Annotated in this window: 18 protein-coding genes; 16 read left to right on the top strand and 2 right to left on the bottom strand. The window is 64.6% G+C overall.

The window, feature by feature from the left end; all coding sequences use genetic code 11:
- From ACVCNR_RS20930 to prpB, 3 genes are read left to right on the top strand one after another with little or no spacing between them, the layout of a single operon-like run.
- Window positions 1–1,515 carry an MmgE/PrpD family protein gene (locus tag ACVCNR_RS20930; RefSeq protein WP_447076329.1) on the top strand — a complete coding sequence of 505 codons (1,515 nt, stop codon included), beginning with the start codon at window positions 1–3 and terminating at the stop codon, window positions 1,513–1,515.
- A gap of 10 nt (window positions 1,516–1,525) precedes the next feature.
- Window positions 1,526–2,692, top strand: coding sequence for a bifunctional 2-methylcitrate synthase/citrate synthase (prpC, locus tag ACVCNR_RS20925; RefSeq protein WP_447076328.1), 1,167 nt, complete (start codon window positions 1,526–1,528; stop codon window positions 2,690–2,692).
- Window positions 2,693–2,700: 8 nt separating this feature from the next.
- Window positions 2,701–3,612, top strand: a complete 912-nt coding sequence (gene prpB, locus ACVCNR_RS20920; RefSeq protein WP_354198866.1) for a methylisocitrate lyase — start codon at window positions 2,701–2,703, stop codon at window positions 3,610–3,612.
- A gap of 46 nt (window positions 3,613–3,658) precedes the next feature.
- On the opposite strand, the gene ACVCNR_RS20915 is transcribed toward prpB, so the two are convergent.
- On the bottom strand, window positions 3,659–4,588 hold the full coding sequence (locus tag ACVCNR_RS20915; protein ID WP_447076327.1) for a LysR family transcriptional regulator: 930 nt from the start codon (window positions 4,586–4,588) through the stop codon (window positions 3,659–3,661).
- Window positions 4,589–4,800: 212 nt separating this feature from the next.
- Here ACVCNR_RS20915 and ACVCNR_RS20910 point away from each other — a divergent pair, with 212 nt between their 5' ends.
- From ACVCNR_RS20910 to ACVCNR_RS20880, 7 genes are read left to right on the top strand one after another with little or no spacing between them, the layout of a single operon-like run.
- Window positions 4,801–5,211, top strand: a complete 411-nt coding sequence (locus tag ACVCNR_RS20910) for a RidA family protein (protein WP_447076326.1) — start codon at window positions 4,801–4,803, stop codon at window positions 5,209–5,211.
- A complete protein-coding gene (locus tag ACVCNR_RS20905; protein WP_447076325.1) occupies window positions 5,208–5,684 on the top strand; it encodes a VOC family protein in 477 nt (158 codons plus the stop codon). The genes ACVCNR_RS20910 and ACVCNR_RS20905 overlap by 4 nt, the downstream gene beginning before the upstream one ends.
- Before the next feature lie 21 nt (window positions 5,685–5,705).
- Window positions 5,706–7,142, top strand: a complete 1,437-nt coding sequence (locus ACVCNR_RS20900) for a Na+/H+ antiporter NhaC family protein (RefSeq protein ID WP_447076324.1) — start codon at window positions 5,706–5,708, stop codon at window positions 7,140–7,142.
- A 29-nt stretch (window positions 7,143–7,171) separates the two neighbouring features.
- The gene (locus ACVCNR_RS20895; protein WP_447076323.1) at window positions 7,172–8,101 is read left to right on the top strand and encodes a dihydrodipicolinate synthase family protein; all 930 of its coding nucleotides are present in this window, start codon (window positions 7,172–7,174) and stop codon (window positions 8,099–8,101) included.
- Window positions 8,101–9,285: an NAD(P)/FAD-dependent oxidoreductase gene (locus ACVCNR_RS20890; RefSeq protein WP_447076322.1), complete on the top strand. Its 1,185-nt coding sequence runs from the start codon at window positions 8,101–8,103 to the stop codon at window positions 9,283–9,285. The genes ACVCNR_RS20895 and ACVCNR_RS20890 overlap by 1 nt, the downstream gene beginning before the upstream one ends.
- 3 nt (window positions 9,286–9,288) lie before the next feature.
- Window positions 9,289–9,573 (top strand): (2Fe-2S)-binding protein, encoded by a 285-nt coding sequence (locus tag ACVCNR_RS20885; RefSeq protein WP_447076321.1) that lies wholly within the window; start codon window positions 9,289–9,291, stop codon window positions 9,571–9,573.
- A gap of 9 nt (window positions 9,574–9,582) precedes the next feature.
- Complete coding sequence (locus ACVCNR_RS20880; protein ID WP_447076320.1) at window positions 9,583–11,010, top strand: FAD-dependent oxidoreductase; 1,428 nt, start codon at window positions 9,583–9,585, stop codon at window positions 11,008–11,010.
- Window positions 11,011–11,108: 98 nt separating this feature from the next.
- On the opposite strand, the gene ACVCNR_RS20875 is transcribed toward ACVCNR_RS20880, so the two are convergent.
- Window positions 11,109–11,372, bottom strand: a complete 264-nt coding sequence (locus ACVCNR_RS20875; RefSeq protein WP_354198884.1) for a helix-turn-helix domain-containing protein — start codon at window positions 11,370–11,372, stop codon at window positions 11,109–11,111.
- 440 nt (window positions 11,373–11,812) lie between these two features.
- On the opposite strand from ACVCNR_RS20875, the gene lhpI reads away from it, so the two are divergent.
- From lhpI to gcvA, 6 genes are all read left to right on the top strand, one after another.
- Window positions 11,813–13,510 carry a cis-3-hydroxy-L-proline dehydratase gene (gene lhpI / locus ACVCNR_RS20870; protein WP_447076319.1) on the top strand — a complete coding sequence of 566 codons (1,698 nt, stop codon included), beginning with the start codon at window positions 11,813–11,815 and terminating at the stop codon, window positions 13,508–13,510.
- 187 nt (window positions 13,511–13,697) lie between these two features.
- Window positions 13,698–14,435 (top strand): DUF3750 domain-containing protein, encoded by a 738-nt coding sequence (locus ACVCNR_RS20865; protein WP_447076676.1) that lies wholly within the window; start codon window positions 13,698–13,700, stop codon window positions 14,433–14,435.
- 179 nt (window positions 14,436–14,614) lie between these two features.
- A complete protein-coding gene (locus tag ACVCNR_RS20860) occupies window positions 14,615–15,526 on the top strand; it encodes a sulfurtransferase (RefSeq protein ID WP_447076318.1) in 912 nt (303 codons plus the stop codon).
- 139 nt (window positions 15,527–15,665) lie between these two features.
- The gene (locus ACVCNR_RS20855; protein ID WP_447076317.1) at window positions 15,666–16,883 is read left to right on the top strand and encodes a YeeE/YedE family protein; all 1,218 of its coding nucleotides are present in this window, start codon (window positions 15,666–15,668) and stop codon (window positions 16,881–16,883) included.
- A 346-nt stretch (window positions 16,884–17,229) separates the two neighbouring features.
- Window positions 17,230–17,811, top strand: a complete 582-nt coding sequence (locus ACVCNR_RS20850; RefSeq protein WP_447076316.1) for a DUF6969 family protein — start codon at window positions 17,230–17,232, stop codon at window positions 17,809–17,811.
- Window positions 17,812–18,031: 220 nt separating this feature from the next.
- Complete coding sequence (gene gcvA, locus ACVCNR_RS20845; RefSeq protein WP_447076315.1) at window positions 18,032–19,054, top strand: transcriptional regulator GcvA; 1,023 nt, start codon at window positions 18,032–18,034, stop codon at window positions 19,052–19,054.
- The last annotated feature ends 71 nt before the right edge of the window (window positions 19,055–19,125 follow it).

The raw sequence follows: 19,125 nt of genomic DNA, 5'->3' as shown, positions 1-19,125 counted from the left end.
GTGAAGTTGCATAAGGTTCGTACCTACAAATCCGCCGAAAAGCTCGCCCGTGAGGATCAGCTTGCCTGGAAGATCGCGTCCGTGGCGGCCGACAACGTGGCGCTCGACGCCGATGTGGTGGAGATGATCGGAAACCGCATCATCGACAATGCGGCCGTCGCCGCCGCATCGCTGGCGCGCCGCCCGGTCGTCAGCGCCCGGGCACAGGCAGTGGCGCATCCCTTCCTGCCGGGCGCGACCGTGTTCGGTCTTTCCACCGCGAAACGCGTTTCGCCGGAATGGGCGGCGTGGGCGAACGGCGTTGCTGTGCGCGAACTGGATTTCCACGACACTTTCCTTGCCGCCGACTATTCGCATCCGGGCGACAACATTCCGCCGATCCTTGCCGTGGCCCAACATTGCGGCCTGTCGGGCGCGGCGCTGGCCAGGGGCATCGCCACCGGCTACGAGGTGCAGGTCAATCTGGTGAAGGGCATCTGCCTGCATAAGCATAAGATCGACCACATTGCCCATCTTGGGCCCTCGGTCGCCGCCGGCATCGGCACGGCGCTCGGCCTTTCGGCAGACGTTACCTATCAGGCCGTGCAGCAGGCGCTGCATGTGACGACCACCACGCGCCAGTCGCGCAAGGGCGAGATTTCGAGCTGGAAGGCCTATGCGCCGGCGTTCGGCGGCAAGATGGCGGTGGAAGCGGTCGACCGCGTGATGCGCGGGGAGGGGGCTCCGTCGCCGGCATGGGAGGGTGAGGACGGGTTCATTGCCTGGCTGCTCTCCGGCCCGGGCGCCGAATATGTCGTACCGCTGCCCGAAAAGGGGGAGGCCAAGCGCGCCATCATGGACACCTACACAAAGGAGCATTCGGCCGAGTACCAGAGCCAGGCGCTGATCGATCTTGCCCGCCGCATGGGTCCGAAAGTCGGCGACCTGACCAAGGTGAAAGACATCCGCATCCACACCAGCCATCACACCCATTACGTAATCGGCACCGGCGCCAACGATCCGCAGAAGATGGACCCGAAGGCCAGCCGCGAAACGCTCGACCATTCGATCATGTACATCTTCGCCGTGGCTCTGGAAGACGGCGGCTGGCATCACGAGCGCTCCTATGCGCCCGAACGCGCCAACCGGCCGGAAACGGTGGCCCTGTGGCGCAATATCTCCACCGTGGAGGACCCGGAATGGACGCGCCGCTACCACAGCTATGATCCGAAGGAAAAGGCGTTCGGCGGCCGTGTCACCGTCACCCTTCAGGATGGTTCGATCATCGAGGATGAGCTGGCGATCGCCGATGCGCATCCGCTGGGCGCGCGTCCCTTCACCCGCCCGGACTACGTCAACAAGTTCCGCACGCTGGCCGAGGGTGTCGTGGAAAAGGCCGAGCAGGACCGCTTCATTGCCACCGTGGAGCGGCTGATGGAGCTGAAGCCGGTGGAACTGGCCGGCCTGACCTTCACGGTCCAGCCGGACAAGCTTGGCCCGGCTGCCGCTACCGGCATTTTCGACTGGAAGCGATAGGGAGGAGACGATGACAGCATTGAAGCCGAAGAAGTCCGTCGCCCTGTCCGGTGTGGTCGCCGGCAACACCGCGCTGTGCACGGTCGGCCGCACAGGCAACGACCTTCACTATCGCGGCTATGACATTCTCGACGTGGCCGAGACCTGCGAGTTTGAGGAGATTGCCCATCTCCTCGTCCACGGCACGCTGCCGACGCAGGCTGAACTCGCTGCCTACAAGGCGAAGCTGAAGGCGCTGCGCGGTCTGCCCGAGGCGGTCAAGCGCACCCTGGAACTGCTGCCGGCCGCTACCCATCCGATGGACGTGCTGCGTTCGGGTGTCTCGGCCCTCGGCTGCATGCTGCCGGAGGCAGCCGACCACAATCTGCCCGGCGCGCGCGACATTGCCGACCGGCTGATGGCCTCGCTCGGCTCGATGCTGCTCTACTGGCACCACCACGCCCACAACGGCCGGCGCATCGAGGTCGAGACCGATGACGACAGCATCGGCGGCCACTTCCTGCACCTTCTGCACGGCAAGGCGCCGAAGGCCGCGCATGTGAAGGCGATGCACGTCTCGCTGATCCTTTATGCGGAGCACGAGTTCAACGCCTCGACCTTCACCGGGCGCATGATCGCCGGCACCGGCTCGGACGTCTACTCGGCCATCACCGGGGCCATCGGCGCGCTGCGCGGGCCGAAGCATGGGGGCGCGAACGAGGTCGCCTTCGAAATCCAGAAGCGCTATGCCGATCCCGAAGAGGCGGAAGCCGATATCCGCCGCCGCATCGAGGCGAAGGAGGTTGTAATCGGCTTCGGCCACCCGGTCTATACGGTGAGCGATCCGCGCAACAAGGTCATCAAGACCGTCGCCCGCCAGCTTTCGGTCGAGGCCGGATCGACGAAGATGTTCGACATCGCCGAGCGCATCGAGCAGACCATGGCCGACGCCAAGAGCATGTTCCCGAACCTCGACTGGTTCAGCGCGGTGTCTTATCACATGATGGGCGTGCCGACGGCCATGTTCACGCCGCTCTTCGTCATCTCGCGCACCAGCGGCTGGGCGGCGCATATCATCGAGCAACGACAGGACAACAAGATCATTCGTCCGTCCGCCAACTATGTCGGGCAGGAGAATCTGGAATTCGTGCCGATCGAACGTCGTGGCCGACCGGCCGAAAACTCCAAGGCAGCCTGAGGAAAAGCATGCCCTATCTCGTATCTTCGGACTTTCCGCAGAAACCCGCGGGCGAGCGCTTCAGGGCGCTGGTCGAGCGCGGCGGCATCGCAAGGCTTCCCGGAACCCATAACGGCATGGCCGCCTTGCAGGCCAGAGCCGCAGGCTTCGAGGGGCTCTACCTGTCGGGCGCGGCCATGACGGCCTCGATGGGCATTCCCGACCTCGGCATCATCACCGTCGACGAGGTGGCCTTCTTCATCCGCCAGATCGCCCGCGCGTCCGGTCTGCCGCTGCTGGTCGATGGCGACACCGGCTATGGAGAGGCACTCAACGTGATGCATATGGTACGCACCTTCGAGGATGCGGGCGCCGGCGCGGTCCACATCGAAGACCAGCTCTTGCCCAAGAAGTGCGGCCACCTCAATGACAAGAAGCTGGCCGCCGCCAACGACATGGCGACCAAGGTCGCCGCCGCGGCAAAAGCCCGCCGCCACCTCTACATCATCGCCCGCACCGATGCGGCGGCCAGCGAAGGCATCGACGGGGCCGTCGCGCGGGCAAAGCTCTACATGGAAGCCGGCGCCGATGCGATCTTCCCCGAGGCGCTGACCACGGCCGACATGTTTCGCGAGTTCGCCGCGCACATGCCGGGCGTGCCGCTGCTCGCCAACATGACCGAATTCGGCCGCACGCCTTTCTTCACCGCCGACGAGTTCGAGGCCATGGGCTACAGGATGGTGATCTGGCCGGTATCGTCGTTGCGCGTCGCCAACAAGGCCCAGGAAAAGCTCTATGCCACGTTGAAACGCGACGGATCGGCAAAGGCTATGGTGCCAGAAATGCAGACCCGCGCTGAGCTCTACGACACGATCGGCCTTGCCGCCTACGAGGCGCTGGATGCCTCGATCATTGCCACTGTAGTGCCTGAGCCTGCGTAGGAACCGAAAGGCGGCGCGCTGATCTGCTTGACCCGTCCTTTCTCCCTCAATCCGACGGTGCCCGCGCCTCGCTCAGCGCGGCGGGGACCAGCCGCCTGCCAATCTGCTCCGCCAGCGCGGTCAGTTGTGGCGAGAACTGGCGGTTGCGCCGTGCGATCAGGTGGACATAGACCGCCTGTAATTGTGGGGCCTCGATGCGGACGGCGACCAGCCGGCCGCTAGACAGTTCGGAACCGACACTGAACTCCGGCAGAACCGTCACACCCCGCCGTGCGCAGGCGGTACGGATCAGCAGCGCGATGGAGTTGGTGGTCAACACCGGTGCCACCGTCTGGCCGGCATCGGTTGCCGCAATGTCGATAGTCTGGCGGATGCGGAAACCTTGGCCCATCAATGCCAGCGGCTGCGCGCAAAGCTCGGCGATCGAGATGCTGGTGCGTCCGGCCAGAGGATGCGCGACATGCATGATCGCCTTCAGCGGCACCGGTGCCCGGAAGCGCGACACGATCTGCGGATGCGACAGCGGATGAAAGCCGAGGCCGAAATGCACCTCGTCCTCCAGCAGCGCCTGCACCATGCGCGGGGTGTCGGTCACGTTCACCGACAGTGTAAAACCCGGCCAGGCATCCATGAATCCATCCAGCGTGTCGTAAAGCGCTTCGCCCAGAAATCCCTCGCCGAGCGCAAGCTGCACATGTCCCGAGCGCGCGGTGGTCAGGTCCAGAAGCTGCCCGCGCAATGCCTCGATGCTGGCCTGCCGGGTGCGGTAGTATTCGATGACCGCCTGTCCGGCTTCCGTCAGCCGGATCTCGCGCTGGCCATGCTCGATCAGGCGGGTCCCGACCTCACGCTCCAGCTGCGCGATCTGGCGGCTGATCGAGGACGGCGCCACCTCCAGCACATCGGCGGCGGCCCGCATCGAGCCGCTGCGCCATGCCTGAAACAGGAACCTCACCCGGCGGTCATCAATGGTCAAGTCAACCCCTCACGAAATTGCGTCCCAAGCACTGCTGGCGCAACATCATGCCCAATTTGACGATAAGTCGCGGAATATCCGTAAGATCGTTGCGCTGAATGCAACATTCTTGGCATGAATCCGACATTGATTGCAACCTTTGTGACGTGTCGAATGAGGGCATCGCCGCCTGCGTCCAGCGTGGAGCGGCCAAACCAGCATGGGAGGACATGATGGAAATGCGCGAAATCAATCCCTGGAACTGGCAGGCGGGCTTTGGATTTGCCCATGCCAAGGAGGTTACGAGCGCCAGCCGAATCCTGACCTTGTCAGGGCAATGCGCCACCGACGCCAATGGCGCGCCCCAGCACAAGGACGACATGGCAGGGCAGTTGCAGCTTGCCGTGGCGAACCTGGGCGAGGTGCTGAAGCAGGCTGGCATGGATTATTCCAACGTCACCGGCATCCGCGTCTATACGACCGATATGGACGCTACGCTGGCGAACTGGGCTTCGCTGATCGGCCCCTTCGCCGCTGTTGGCAACACCCCGGCCAGCACGCTTGTCGGTATCACCCGGTTGTTCTCGCCCGACCTGCTGGTCGAGGTCGAAGCCATCGCCTGCGCCTGTGGGAGGTCCACATGATCCGGGGCATCCATCATCCGGCCATAACCACCGGCGATATCGACCGCCTGCTGCCCTTTTATCGGGACCTGCTGGGCTTTACCGAGGTCTTCGGCTTCGGCTGGGAGGCAGGAACCGACATGTCCGGCTTTGCCGCAGGCATTACCGGCGTGGCGGATTCGACCGCGCGCTCGGTGTTGCTGAAGGCCGGCACTGCCTTCCTCGAACTGTTTGAATACAAGCAACCGGCCTCGACCCGAAGCGACGACCGCGCGCTGTACCAGCAAGGCTTCGCGCATGTTTGCTTCGACAGCGACGACGTGATTGCCGACCATGCGCGACTGTCGGCGGCCGGGGTGCCATTCGTCTCGGCGCCCGTGGATGTGGGGCCGATGCGGCTGTGCTATTGCCGCGACCCCGATGGCAATTTCGTTGAATTGCAGCAGATCACCGACCCGGCCAGCGACCTCGTACTGCGCGCGGCCCAGGGCTGAAACCCCAACAGGGAATTCATCATGAACAACTCGCTCCTTCGCTTCCGGGGAGGCATCGGGATGGCGTTCCTGCCCGCCCTGGTCTTCCTGTGCCTGTGCGTACTCTACTTCGTCGTCTTCAAGGCCTTCGACATGACGGCGCTGGCAATGGGAGGCTTCGTTTCGCTGCTGATCGGTGCACTCTTTGCCCGCGACTACACAAAATTCTGGGAACACGCCCTGCGCGGTATCGGCAGCGAGACCTCGGTGGCGATCATCGTCATCCTGTTTATGGTCGGCATGATCTCGGCGCTGATCAAGACCACGGGCGTTGCCTCCGGCTTCGTCTGGTTGGCTCAGGAGACCGGGCTGAACGTGGGCTACTACACCTTCTTCGTGTTCGTCGCGGTCGCCGCGATCTCGATGGCCACGGGCTCGTCGATCGGCACCATGTTCACCGCCTTCCCGATCTTCTACGCAGCCGGCATCACCATTGGTGCCGACCCGGCACCGCTGGCCGGCGCGATCCTGTCGGCGGCGATCCTGGGCGACAACCTCGCGCCCATCTCGGACACCACGATCATTTCATCCTCTTCCCAGCGTTACCGCACGAGGAATGCCGTGGCCGATATCGGCGGCGTCGTGCGGCACCGGGCGCGCTATGCGCTGACGGCGGCCGTCATTTCGGCGCTGCTATTCCTGTTCATCGGCATGTCCTCGGACAATGCCGGAACCGTGGTGGCGGAGTTTTCCGGCAATGCCAGCCCGGCGCCGTTGCTGATGCTGATCCCGGTGGCAATCATGCTGATCGTGGCGATGGTTACACGCGACATCTTCAAGGCGGTGACGGTGGGGCTGATCCTCGGCTCGATCACTGGGCTGGCCACCGGCCTGCTGACCGTCGATGCCATCATCGGCGTGACCGACGGCAATCCCAGCGGCTTCCTCTATGACGGCGTGAACTCCATGCTGGGCACGGTGGCGCTGGTGATCTCGGTCTTCGGCATCATGGGCGTACTGCGCGGCGCCGGCGTGATGGAGATGATGATCGACCGGATCACCTCCAGCGCCATGGCGTCGAGCCCGCGCGGCGTGGAATTTGCCATCGGTATCGGCGTATCGGCCACCACGCTGCTGTTCGGCGGCGTGAATTCGGCCGCGATGCTGGCCTTTGGCCCCATCGCCGACGAGTTGGGCGCACGCGTGGGCCTGCATCCCTATCGGCGCTCGAACATCATGGATTGCTTTGCCCTTGGCCTCGCCTCGGTGGTGCCGGTTCTGAGCGCCTATCTGTTCATCGGGGCGCTGCTGACCTCGGGCTATGAGGGGACGCCGGCGCAATCGACCTTCGCGCTGTTTCCTGTCACCCTTTATCCGCTGGTGCTGACGGTGGTGATGATCGTTGCCGCCTGGACGGGCTGGGGTCGCACCTTCGAGGCCGCGAACGGCGAACCGGTCAAGACACGGGCGGGCGCGTAAGCGCCCCCCTTTCATCGAAGGAGATCGACATGGATCGCAACAGCGTCGCCTGGACGGGCTATATTCCCGCCATCACCACCCCCTTCGACCGCGCTGGACGGCTGGACCTCGACTCCTTCGCGGGCCAGATGGACTGGCTGGCAGCCGAGCGCATGCATGGCGTCATACTTGCGGGCACCAGCGGGGAGTGGTTCAGCATGACCACGGCCGAACGCGCCGACCTGTTCGAGGCCGGCGCCCGCTGGCGCGGGCTGGGGCTGGTGGTGATCGGCGCCTGCAATGCCTTCACGCCGGCCGAGGCGATCACCCACGCCCGCGCCGCCGAAAAGGCCGGGCTGGACGGCATCCTTTTGACCCCGCCGCCCTATATGGTGCCGAACCGGCGCGAGATCGTGAACTTCTATCGCACGGTTTCGGACGCCACCGACATTCCGATGACCATCTACAACTGGCCCCGCGGCTGCATCGTGGACATGGACCCCGACCTGCTGGACGAACTGGCGGATATCGACAACGTTGTGGCCATCAAGAACTCTACCGGCGATTTCGCCTCGTTCCTTTCGACCATGTACCGGGTCGAGGGGCGGGTGCGCTATTTCGGCTTGCCGACCTCGGCTTTGGGTGCCGATCTCGCGCTGCTGGGGCATGGGGACGGGCTGATGGGCTCAGGCGGCGTGCTGGGCGCCGACCATCCCGATTTCTGGCGCGCGATCGCAGAGGGCGACCGCGACCGCGCCATCCGGCTGGGTGAACGGGACCGTGTGGTCATGCAGGCCTGGTTCCAGCCAAATTACGGCGCGCAGTTCGGCAACCAGCAGGCGATTATGAAGACCGCGCTGCGGCTGCGGGGGGTGCCGGCGGGCTTCGTGCGTGACCCGCTGCTGGAACTGACCGATGGCGAAGTGCAGCGCGTCGCCGATACCCTGCACGCCCTGGGCATCGAGACCCGGCCGCTCTGATGGGCCGACACTATGATGCGGTGGTGATCGGAGGCGGCCTTCTGGGCTGCATCACCGCCTGGATGATCGGGCGCGACGGCGGGCAGGTTCTGCTGGTCGAGCGCGACCAGATCAACCAGCATGCTTCCGGTCGTAATGCGGGCAGTCTGCATTTCCAGCTTGAATATCGCATGATCGAGCGCGGGCTGGATGCCGCCCGCAAGGCCGCCGAGGCCATGCCCCTGCATCTGGAAGCAGCGCGGCTGTGGTCGGAACTGCCCGCCCTGACCGGCGAAGACATCGAGGTCAAGCAGTCCGGCGGCATGATGATCGCTGAGGATGCTGCGCAGGTCGCCCTGCTGGAGCAGAAAACCGAGATAGAGCGCGCATGGGGCCTCGATATCAGTGTGATCGATCGGGCGGGGATCGACCGTATCGCGCCCTATCTTTCGCCCCGTGTGATCGCGGCCGCGTGGTGTCCGGTCGAGGGCAAGGCCGATGCCCGCACCGCCGCCCCGGCGATGGCCCGTGCCGCTTTGCGCGCGGGCGCGGAAATCCGCACCCGCTGCGAGGTCGTCGCTCTCTCGCGGCAGGGCGGGTGCTGGCAGGTGGATCTGCAGGATCGCGGGGTCGGGATGCGGGACCGGGTGACTGCGGATGCCGTGGTGATCGCCGCCGGTGTCTGGACGACGAAACTGGGCGAAATGATGGGGGCCTATCTGCCCACCGTACCACTGGCGCTGACCATGAGCGTCAGCCTGCGCATTCCGAAGCTGATGTCGCATCTGATCCAGCACGCCGGCGGGCGACTGTCGCTGAAGCAGGCGCTGGACGGCAACATCCTGATTGGCGGCGGCTGGCCGGCGCGGCTGCCGCTGGGCGCGGACGGCCATCCGGATTTCGACGCCAAGCCTGACCTTCTGCGTGACAGCCTTGCCGGCAATGCGGCGATGGCGATCCGCGTGCTCCCCGAACTCGCCGGCCTGGCGATGCTGCGCAGTTGGGTGGGCACCACGACGATCACTCCCGACCAGTTGCCGCTGGTCGGCCCGGTGCCCGGCCAACCCGGCGCCTTCGTGGCCACCGGCGGTTCGGCCTTCACGCTCGGCCCCAGTTTCGCGCAGGTTCTGGCGGGGCTGGTCGCCGGGCGTGCGCCGGCACTGGACATGAGTAAGTTCGACGCTGCCCGCTATGCGAAAGGCTGAGCCATGATGACCTGGGAACGCAAGCCTGCCCCGCGCGGCAGAGCGGTTAGCTTCACTTTCGAGGGTCGCGAGATCGCCGCCTATGAGGGCGAGACGGTGGCGGCGGCACTACTGGCCGCCGGCATCGTGGCCTTCGGCGCCACACGCGAAGGGGACGCGCGCATGCCGCTGTGCAATATGGGCACCTGCTTCGATTGCGCGCTGGTGGTGGACGAGCAGTATCTGGTGCGCGGTTGTCTTACAGACGTGCGCGAGGGACTTTGCGTCTCCCGTCACCGGGCCAGCTAGGGGGAAGCGATGATCGACCTTGCCATCGTGGGCGCCGGCCCGGCCGGCATGGCGGCCGCCCTTGAGGTTGCCGAGGCGGGGTTCTCCGTTCTGGTGGTGGACGAGCAGGCCCGCGCCGGCGGCCAGATATTTCGCCGCCCGCCGGCCGAATGGGGCATCCGCCACGGCGACTACCGACCCTATCCCTGGGCACAAGGCCTGATCGAGCGTTTCGAGGACCATCCCCGCATCGAGGCGCTATTCCGCGCCACCGCCTTCGGGGTGCTGCGCGATGCGCCAGAGGTGGGCAGCGGGCTGCAACTGGCGGTCCATACGGCGCAGGGCGGACGGCTGGTCGCCGCGCGGCGCCTGCTGATTGCTACTGGCGCTCATGACATGCCGGTAGCTTTCCCCGGCTGGACTTTGCCCGGCGTGATGACCGCCGGAGCCGTGCAATCGCTGCTGAAAAGCCAGAAGCTGCTGGCCGGACAAAGACTGGTACTGGTCGGCTCCCATCCGATCCTGCTGATCCTCGCCGCGCAATTGCTGGATGCCGGTGCCGACATCGCCGAGATCGCTTTCGCCCGCGGCTTGCCCACGCTGGCCGAGATGGTAGGTGCATTGCCGGCGGTGCCCGGTCATATGGCGCTGTTCATGGAGGTGGCGCGGGCGCTGCGCAAGATCGTGGCGCATGGCGTGCGCCTGTCGCACCATACCGTCGTGACGGGCGCCGAAGGCGGGGAGGCGCTGGCCGGCGTGCGGCTGCAAAAGGTGAATGGCGACTGGATGCCGAAGGGTGAAGCCCGGATGGTGGCGGCGGATGTGCTGGCGCTGGGCTACGGCTTTCACCCGTCGACCGAACTGGCGCGCCAGGCCGGCTGCGACCTGCATTGGCACTCGGCGGCCGGGGGTTGGCTGGTCAGCCATGACGATGCTTTCCGCACCAGCGCCGAGGGGATTTTCATCGCCGGAGAACCCACCGGCATTGCCGGTGCGGAATGCGCATGGGCTGAGGGACGGGTGGCCGGGCTGGCCATCGCTGCCTCGCTGGGCGCGAAGCCAAGCGCGGCACGGCAGGTCGAGGCCGCGCGAATGCTGGCGCGCGCGGGCCGCTTTTCCCGCGTGGTGCAGGCGATATTCGCGCCGAACCGCACGGCGCTGGCGGCGCTCTCGCTCCCCGAGGAGACCATCATCTGCCGCTGCGAACTGGTGCGCAGCGGCCAGTTGGACGCGGTGCTGGCCAACAACCCTTTCATCCTGTCGGCCAGCGCGGCGAAACTGGAATGCCGCAGCGGCATGGGCCCATGCCAGGGCCGCTATTGCGAGGCCACGGTGGCTGCGCGTATTGCCGCTGCGCGTAGAGCTCCGATCGAGGCCTCCGGCCGCTTCAGTGCTCACCTGCCAGTCAAGCCGGTGCCGCTGCAAAGCTACTGCGACCTGGGGCGCGGTGAAGAGTAAGGTTGAGAGCCCATTATCGAGGAGGGCGGGGGCTCCTTACGGGCTGTTATATGACTGCGGGGCGACTTCATGTTCGAAGTGCCCCGTCTCCACCTTGGTCAAGCCGCGTCCGGGACGTCGGAAATCTCGTCAAAGATGCCCTGGGGAAGTCCGAGGGCGCGGGCGATGCGGTCACGGTAGCCCTTATCGAAGCGGTGGCCGCGTTCCATCAATTCGACTTCCTCGACCGTCAGGCCGCTTGTGACAGCTATGTCTTCGATCGAATAACCCAGATGTTCCCGATAGGCCCGGATTACCGGGGTCCCTGCTGAAATTTTGGTCAGCACTGCTTCGGGCAGCGCGTAGGGCGTTGCAGTCGCCATTCTTGTCTCCAATACAAAGATCGGCCTTGTCAAACGCACCACAAGCGACGGCCGATATTGAAACAGGATGCCGAAAAGCCCGTGTAGGCGGCATCTAAAGCTGCGATCACTCTCAAATCACGAGAGGCGCCGGCGCAATATGGCGGCTGCGGGCCGTTCGATCAAGAACCCCGGTCGCAAAAGTCTTCCGTTCCATCGTGCCGGCCAAAACAAGCGTCAGCACCTACGGGCGGAAACCGCTCCTTTCCAGGCGTCAAATGCCGCTTTCCCGACCGCGTACCGGCAAGTGACCGTTTTGTCCGGCTGGTGTGGAAAAGTCGACTTGAAAGAGGTGTGTTGCTGGTTCAGCTTCATCGGAGGGACTGATGGCCTCAAGGCAGGAGCCCCAGTCGGCACCGAATGTGCTTACCACGCGGTTCAGGGCACGGAACAATCAATCCATGGCGGATCAGGGTTCATCGACAGCATCGATCATTCTGGCGGGCACCGCGCAAGGCCGGATCGTCTCCACCCATGAAGCGCTGAGTTTCTGGGGCGGGGTCGATCCTGCGAGCGGCCGCGTCATCGATGCCCATCATCCCTTGCACGGCGAACTGCTGACGGGCGCGATATTGCTCATGCCGACAAGCCGGGGATCATGCTCGGGCTCTGGCGTCCTGCTCGACATGGCTCTGAAAGGCAAGGCTCCAGCCGCGCTGGTCTTTTGCGAAGACGAGGATGTTCTGACGCTGGGCGGGCTTGTGGGTTCGGAAATGTTCGGGAAGACGGTTCCGATCATGCGCATTTCCCCGAACGCATTTCAGGAGCTGTCACGCGCAAGGACAGCCACGATCGGCGATGCTGCCATCAAGGCCGAAGGGCTCGCCATTCCCCTTGCCGCCAAGGCGCTGCGCTCGCTCCATCTGTCGGCGTCGGACAAGGCCAAGCTGGAAGGCGCGCATGGTGAGGCGGTGCGCCAGGCCATGCGGATCATCTGCGCCATGGCGATCCAGCAAGGAGCGGCCCGTCTCGTTTACGTCACGCAGGTCCACATCGACGGCTGCATCTATGCGGGGCCTGCCAATCTGACATTCGCGGAACACTTCGCGAAGATGGGAGCCCGGGTTTGCGTTCCGACGACGACGAATGCCATCTCGGTGGATCACGACAACTGGCGGGCGCAAGGCGTTCTCTCTTCCTTCGGCCTGCCCGCTGCGCGATTGGCCGATGCCTATGTCCGCATGGGATGCAGTTCCAGCTTCACCTGCGCGCCCTATCTGCTCGACAGCGCACCGCGAGCAGGCGACTGTATCGCCTGGGCCGAGTCCAACGCCGTCATTTTCGCCAATACGGTGCTCGGCGCGAGAACCGCAAAGCATCCGGATTTCCTCGACCTCTGCATCGCGCTTACCGGACGCGCACCGCTGGCCGGCGCCTATCTCGATGCAGGTCGCAAGGCGCGCTGCATCATCGAGGTGGAATGGCCGGACCATGCCGATGAGGCCATTTGGCCGCTCGTGGGTTATCTTGCTGGCCGCGCCTCGCCGGATCATGTTCCGCTTCTGCGTGGGCTCGCCGCGACACGGCCGTCGAGAGACAATCTGCAGGCCCTGTGCGCAGCCTTCGGCACGACCTCTGCGGCCCCAATGCTTCACATCGAGGGCGTGACGCCAGACGCGGAGAATGCGGCGGCCGACGATGCGGACAGGGTGCGGATCACGCGCGGCGACATCGGTGCAGCCTGGCTTTCTCTGAATAGCGGTCCGGAGGAGGTGGATCTCGTTGCCTTCGGCAGTCCTCATGCATCGCTCGAAGAACTGCACGCGATCGCCGATGCGTTCGGTAGTCGTCGAAAGCGGCCGGAAGTTGCCGTCATCGTGACGGCTGGCAGAGACGTCATTGCGCAAGCACGTCGCGATGGCGTTCTGGCGCGCCTTGAGAGCTCCGGCGTCCGGGTTCTGCCCGATCTGTGCTGGTGCTCCATTACGGAGCCGGTGTTTCCGCCAAAGGCGCGGACCGTGATGACCACTTCCGGGAAGTATGCCCACTACGGCCCGGGTCTCTCGGGTCGGGTAGTCCGGTTTGGCGCTCTGGCTGACTGTGTGCGGGCGGCAATCGAGGGAAGGGCGCCCTCGCGTATTCCGGAATGGATGGCGTGAGAGCGTTTAGCGGTGACGGCCCAATTCGATCGGGAGCCTTCAGCAACCCCTTTCAAGGTGGTCGTTGCCGGATGACCTGCCAAAGCAAAGGCAATTCGATTGGACCGAAGATAACAGCCTCAAAAATTCCATCTTCCATGCGGAATGCTCAATCCGCGAAAGGGGCATCGGCTATGAGTTCACCTGCATGAAATTCCTGGAGAGCATCGTCGGCCTCTTCATTGTCATTTATCTGGTGCCCACCCTTGCCTCGGCTGGCGTATGGTACATGCGCGACCGGCCACAAAGCTGGCGTGAAGCGGACTGGGGATCGGCTGGTATCCTGCCGAGGCCGCAAGACGTTTCAGAGGCGACGATCCATGTCTTCTCCGCCACGACGGGTGGTATGAAGGGCTCGGTGGCCAGCCACGCCTGGATTGTCACCAAGGCAGCCAATGCGGGCCACTACAACCGCTATGACAAGGTGGGTTGGGGCGCTCCGGTGCGCCGCAACAATTATGCGCCCGACGCCTACTGGTATTCCAACACGCCACGTCTCGTCGTCAGTCTTCAAGGTGCGGAGGCCGCGCGGTTGATCCCCCGGATCGAGGCGGTCATTGCGGCCTATCCCCATTCCGAAGCCGGCGGCTATCGCATGTGGCCCGGGCCGAACTCGAACACTTTCGTCGCTCATATATTGCGAAGCGTTCCCGAATTGGGCGTCGTGCTGCCGCCGGATGCAATTGGCCGGGACTATCTTCCCGACGGCCGTTTCTTCGCCATCGATGCGGATGGCAGGGATGTACATGCAACGCTTTATGGTCTTCTGGGCATATCTGCCGGTGCGCGCAGCGGGCTGGAGCTGCATGCCCTCGGCCTCGTCGCCGGCGTGGATATCGTACGCCCGGGACTGAAGATTCCGGCCATCGGGCGGATCGGATTCTGACGCCGCGCGACGGCGACGGACAAGGCGGCTGCACCCTGTTTGAGCATATCATGCCCAGCAATGGCCCTCTTTGGGTATGGCATTCTATTTCCAGAAATGGTTTTGGAGCCGACTTCTGAGCGTCCGCTACGCCGGCGGGGTATGATTGGAATATCGTTTCCCGGGTCTGGAGCTTCCATATGCGCCTCGCACCGATCATCGTATTTTTGCTCGCCAGTCTTCTGGCGCCTGCCGTCGCACAAGCGCAGGACGTCACTCCGCTCGTCAGCGCCGAATGGCTAAAGGCCAATGCGGACAAGGACAACATTGTCATCCTCGACATCCGCGACAAGGTCGAGGAAACCGACCTCGGCGATAAACCCTACATCGCCAACGCGGTGATTGCGCCCTATGCCACGGCAGGCTGGCGCGTCGAGGTCGACGGGGTGCCCGCCCAGCTTCCGCCGATCGAGAAGATCGTCGCACTGATCGGCAATCTGGGTATCGACGGTGACGACCATGTGGTGATCGTGCCGTGGGGTACCGATTCCAGCGAGTTCGGCGGCGCCACGCGCGTCTACTGGACCTTCAAATATCTGGGCCACGATGCGGTCTCGATCCTCGACGGCGGCTGGAGGCAATACGATGCCCAGGGTGGCGCACGCGCTGCCACTCCGCGCAAGCCGGAGCCGGCCGAGTTCGCCTATAATGTCCGCAAGGAACTGCGCGCCACGACGGATGACGTGGCCGCGGCGCTCAAGGACGGCGTCAAGCTGGTCGATGGCCGTCCGAAGGAGCAGTATGTCGGCAAGTCCAAGAGCCCGGTCGTGGCGAAGCTCGGCACCATCCCCGGCGCGGTCAATATCGAACATTCGTCGCTCTACAGCGGTGAATATGCCAGCTTTGCCCGTCCGGAAACCGTTGCGGCGCTCGCTGCCGGCGTCGGCCTGGCGGAGAACGAGAAGAACATCACCTTCTGCAACACCGGCCACTGGGCGTCGGTCGCATGGTTCGGCCTGTCGGAAATTCTCGGCAACAAGAACACCGCCATGTATGATGGTTCCATGGCGGAGTGGGCTGCCGACCCCGCGCGGCCGGTCCAGGTTCAGTAGGGCCAGGTTCGGTTAGGGCCAAGTTCGACAGGATCGACAAGACCCGTCATACTGCAAACCGCAAAGGCGGGCTTTGGATGCGGCGCATCGCGGCGGCATTCAAGGCCCGCCCTGCTTCAATCGTTAGATTCGGTAGATCATGAGCGACATAACTGCCACGACCCTCCCGCGCTTCCTCCCCGATGCCAAGACCGACAAGGCTCCGTTTCTCGTGGCCGCCGCTGCGCTGGCCGCCGGCTTTCTGCTGATTTCCGGCCTCGTCGACCTGAGGCAGGGCAGCCTGTTCCTGATCGGCGCAGCCCTCGGCGCCACACTCTATCACGGCTCGTTCGGCTTTACCGGGGGCTGGCGGCGCATGGTGGTGGAGCGGCGCGGCCGCGCCATGCGTGCGCAGATGCTGATGATAGCTGTCGCCGCGCTTGCCATGATGCCGCTGACGGCGGCCGGCAGTATCGGCAGTCAACCGCTCGTCGGTGCGCTGGCGCCCGTCGGTGTTTCCGTCCTTGTGGGCGCGGCGTTGTTCGGCTTCGGCATGCAGCTTGGCGGTGGCTGCGGCTCGGGCACGCTGTTCACCGTCGGCGGTGGCTCGGCGCGCATGCTGGTCACGTTGGTCTTCTTCATTGTCGGCGCACTGATCGGTACCGCTCACCTGCCATTCTGGCTGGCGCAGCCCTCGCTTCCCGCCATCTCCCTCGGAGGCGAGCTGGGGCTTGCCTCCGGCATTGCCGTCACACTGGTTGGCCTTGGACTTGTGGCGCTCATCACGGTGCTGATCGAACGGCGCGCGCATGGCGACCTTGAGCGCGAGCCCGCCCCGGCACGGCCGGGCTGGACATGGATCTGGCGCGGCCCATGGCCACTGGTCGGTGCTGGCCTCCTGCTTGCCCTGCTCAACATCGCGACGCTGCTGACGGCCGGCCATCCATGGTCGATCACCTACGGCTTCGGCCTGTGGGGTGCCAAGATCGCGCAAGCCGCGGGCATCGATGTGGCGAGCTGGGAATTCTGGACCTGGCCGGCACAGGCGCAAGCGCTCAATTCCTCGGTGCTGGCCGACACGGTTTCGGTGATGGATTTCGGGCTGGTGCTGGGGGCAGCACTTGCCGCCGCCATAGCCGGCAAGTTCGCGCCCAAGGCGGCCATTTCGCTCGGCTCCCTGGTTGCCGCCATTCTTGGCGGGCTGCTGATGGGATACGGTGCGCGGCTCTCCTTCGGCTGCAATATCGGCGCGCTGTTTTCCGGCATCGCCACCGGCAGCCTGCATGGGTGGCTGTGGTTCGCCGCTGCCTTCGTCGGCTCCTTTGTCGGCGTATGGGCGCGCCCGGTGTTCGGTCTTGACGGGCTTGCACGCAGATGAGCGCACGCAACACGATCCTGTTCGGCGCAGCGCTTGCCGTCACCACGGCTGCCATCGCAGTCGACCATGCCACCCATCCCGTGCCCGAGCGCCCCAAGCTGGAAGGCAACGCCGCAGCGGCGGGAGCCGCGCCTTGTGCCGCCGCACCTTGCGCGGCCGGCAGCGCTTCCGCGTCTCCCTGCGCGGCCGGTGCGCCGCCGAAGCTGGCACCGCCCCCACCACCTCCGGCGCCTCTGCCGGCTGCGTCACAGGCAAGGCCTGCACCCGCGCTCGCTCCGCCTCCACCGCCACCCTTGCCACTCCCTGAGGGTCAGGAAGCGCCCGACCTCGTAATCAAGAGCGACCTATGAGCGAGGCTCGCGAACAGGCACGGCGCGAGATCGCCTTTTGCGAGTCCATACTCGCCAAGGGCGGCCTCACCGTGCTGACCGAGATCTTCCAGGGGGTCTCGTCGCTCTCGGCATGGGAGCATTTCCCGCCCGGCGACGTCTACGATCCCCAAAGCGGCGCACAATGGTTCTATCACTGTCATCCCGCCGACGAAGGCTCGACCGAGCACGGCCATTTCCATTGTTTCCTGCGCCCGCAAGGTCCCGATGGTCCCCTGCACCATCTCGCGGCGATCGGAGTCGATCGCGACGGCCGGCCCTTGCGGCTGTTCACGGTCAACCAGTGGGTCGTGGACGATCAATGGGCGGATGCTGCGGCGACGATTGCGCTTCTTCCGCGCTTCGACCTGCAGATGCCGCGCCCCTCCTATCTGGTCAATCGCTGGCTCACTGCCATGTTCGTGGCCTGGGAGCCCGAGATCGCCGATCTCATCCGAGAACGCGATCGAGTGCTTGCCGCCCACGTCCCGCAGGGAGGCATTGCGGTGCGGCAGGACCGGACGCTCGAGGTCACCTCCGAACTGCGACTTGACGGGTAGGGCGGCAGGAGAACAAGCAGCCTGCATGAGTATCACCGCATTCGCCAGCGTGCGGGCGAATGCGCCTCAGGCCTGCGCGCGGACGACTTGGAGAACAGAAAACGGTTTCCCCCTTACGGCGTCTCGCCGGTTCCCGGTTGCTTGATATCCATGAGGGCAATCTCTTTAATCTACTAAAATTGTAGAATTAAGGAGCAGAGGGGGGCCTTCCCCGGCAAACATGGGAAAAGCCCGGTCGTCAACTCGCATTCAGGCCCCGACTCTGGCAAGGCTTCCGCCGCTGACCTCGCTGCGGACCTTCGTGGTGGCGGCGCGTCATCTCAGCTTCACGCGGGCGGCGGAAGAACTTCATGTAAGCCCGGCGGCCATTGGACAGCAAATCCGCATTCTGGAAGATTACGTCGGTGAACAGCTTTTCCACCGTAATACGGCCAGGTTGCGCCTGACCGATGCGGGGCGTCTGCTGATGCCCGGTCTGACGGACGCTTTCGAAGGCATGCTTGAGGCCGTTGCTCATCTTGCCGGAGGCGCGCGCGAGAATGTGATCAGGGTGTCCGTGGCGCCCTCGTTCGCAGCCCGATGGCTGGTTTCGCGGCTTGAGCGATTGCGCCATTCGGTTCCCGACCTGAAGGTGCAGGTCAATGCGTCCACGGAACTTGCCGATGTCGAGCGTGAAGACGTGGATTGCGTCCTGCGCTATGGCGCCGGCACCTATCCGGGTCTGTTTGTCGAACGGCTTTTTTCTGAAGCGGTTGTGCCGATATGCAGCCCGGCCTTCGCGGAAGACTATGGGCTGAATCCCCGCACGCGGTCATTGCAGGGCGTACCCCTTCTGCATGAGGAAGGGCCGGAATATGATTCATCCTGCCCGGACTGGAGCACATGGCTGCGCGGTATGGGGATGTCCTCACGCGGGCTCGATCACGGGCTGGGGCTCAACCAGTCCTCGCTGATTCTCGATGCAGCGGTTAGCGGTCAAGGCCTGGCTCTCGGCAAGCTTCGTCTGGCAGAAGCGGATTTGCGGGCAGGGCGACTGATTATTCCTTTCGGAAAGCCGCATCCCGTCGAATTTTCCTACTACTTCGTAGCTTCTTCCAGAAAGGCCAAGGCTGCTCCGGTAGAGCTTTTTCTGCAATGGATGCGTGCGGAGGCGCAGCTTGTCCGGGACGTGGCCATGGCGCATCCGCGCTCCTCGTCGCCCCAGGAGCCGGGTGAACAGCCCACCGCTTCATCGTGTCAATGACCGTGGAATCGGGACCCTGTATTTTCGCCTAAAAGGGACCCCGGTTTAGGGTGATGAAGGGCACGGCGGTT

The sequence above is a fragment of the Aquamicrobium terrae genome (assembly GCF_052978165.1).
Note: the sequence above shows the minus strand (reverse complement) of the source record. Positions and strands in the feature narration are given on the sequence as shown.

Excerpts from the sequence above, each read along its gene's own strand:
- prpB (WP_354198866.1), top strand. The coding sequence starts at position 2,701 with ATGCCCTATCTCGTATCTTCGGACTTTCCGCAGAAACCCGCGGGCGAG.
- ACVCNR_RS20855 (WP_447076317.1), top strand. The coding sequence starts at position 15,666 with ATGAGCGACATAACTGCCACGACCCTCCCGCGCTTCCTCCCCGATGCC.
- ACVCNR_RS20865 (WP_447076676.1), top strand. The coding sequence starts at position 13,698 with ATGAAATTCCTGGAGAGCATCGTCGGCCTCTTCATTGTCATTTATCTG.
- ACVCNR_RS20905 (WP_447076325.1), top strand. The coding sequence starts at position 5,208 with ATGATCCGGGGCATCCATCATCCGGCCATAACCACCGGCGATATCGAC.
- ACVCNR_RS20890 (WP_447076322.1), top strand. The coding sequence starts at position 8,101 with ATGGGCCGACACTATGATGCGGTGGTGATCGGAGGCGGCCTTCTGGGC.
- ACVCNR_RS20850 (WP_447076316.1), top strand. The coding sequence starts at position 17,230 with ATGAGCGAGGCTCGCGAACAGGCACGGCGCGAGATCGCCTTTTGCGAG.
- ACVCNR_RS20885 (WP_447076321.1), top strand. The coding sequence starts at position 9,289 with ATGATGACCTGGGAACGCAAGCCTGCCCCGCGCGGCAGAGCGGTTAGC.
- ACVCNR_RS20875 (WP_354198884.1), bottom strand. The coding sequence starts at position 11,372 with ATGGCGACTGCAACGCCCTACGCGCTGCCCGAAGCAGTGCTGACCAAA.
- lhpI (WP_447076319.1), top strand. The coding sequence starts at position 11,813 with ATGGCGGATCAGGGTTCATCGACAGCATCGATCATTCTGGCGGGCACC.
- prpC (WP_447076328.1), top strand. The coding sequence starts at position 1,526 with ATGACAGCATTGAAGCCGAAGAAGTCCGTCGCCCTGTCCGGTGTGGTC.
- ACVCNR_RS20910 (WP_447076326.1), top strand. The coding sequence starts at position 4,801 with ATGGAAATGCGCGAAATCAATCCCTGGAACTGGCAGGCGGGCTTTGGA.
- ACVCNR_RS20900 (WP_447076324.1), top strand. The coding sequence starts at position 5,706 with ATGAACAACTCGCTCCTTCGCTTCCGGGGAGGCATCGGGATGGCGTTC.
- gcvA (WP_447076315.1), top strand. The coding sequence starts at position 18,032 with ATGGGAAAAGCCCGGTCGTCAACTCGCATTCAGGCCCCGACTCTGGCA.
- ACVCNR_RS20860 (WP_447076318.1), top strand. The coding sequence starts at position 14,615 with ATGCGCCTCGCACCGATCATCGTATTTTTGCTCGCCAGTCTTCTGGCG.
- ACVCNR_RS20880 (WP_447076320.1), top strand. The coding sequence starts at position 9,583 with ATGATCGACCTTGCCATCGTGGGCGCCGGCCCGGCCGGCATGGCGGCC.
- ACVCNR_RS20895 (WP_447076323.1), top strand. The coding sequence starts at position 7,172 with ATGGATCGCAACAGCGTCGCCTGGACGGGCTATATTCCCGCCATCACC.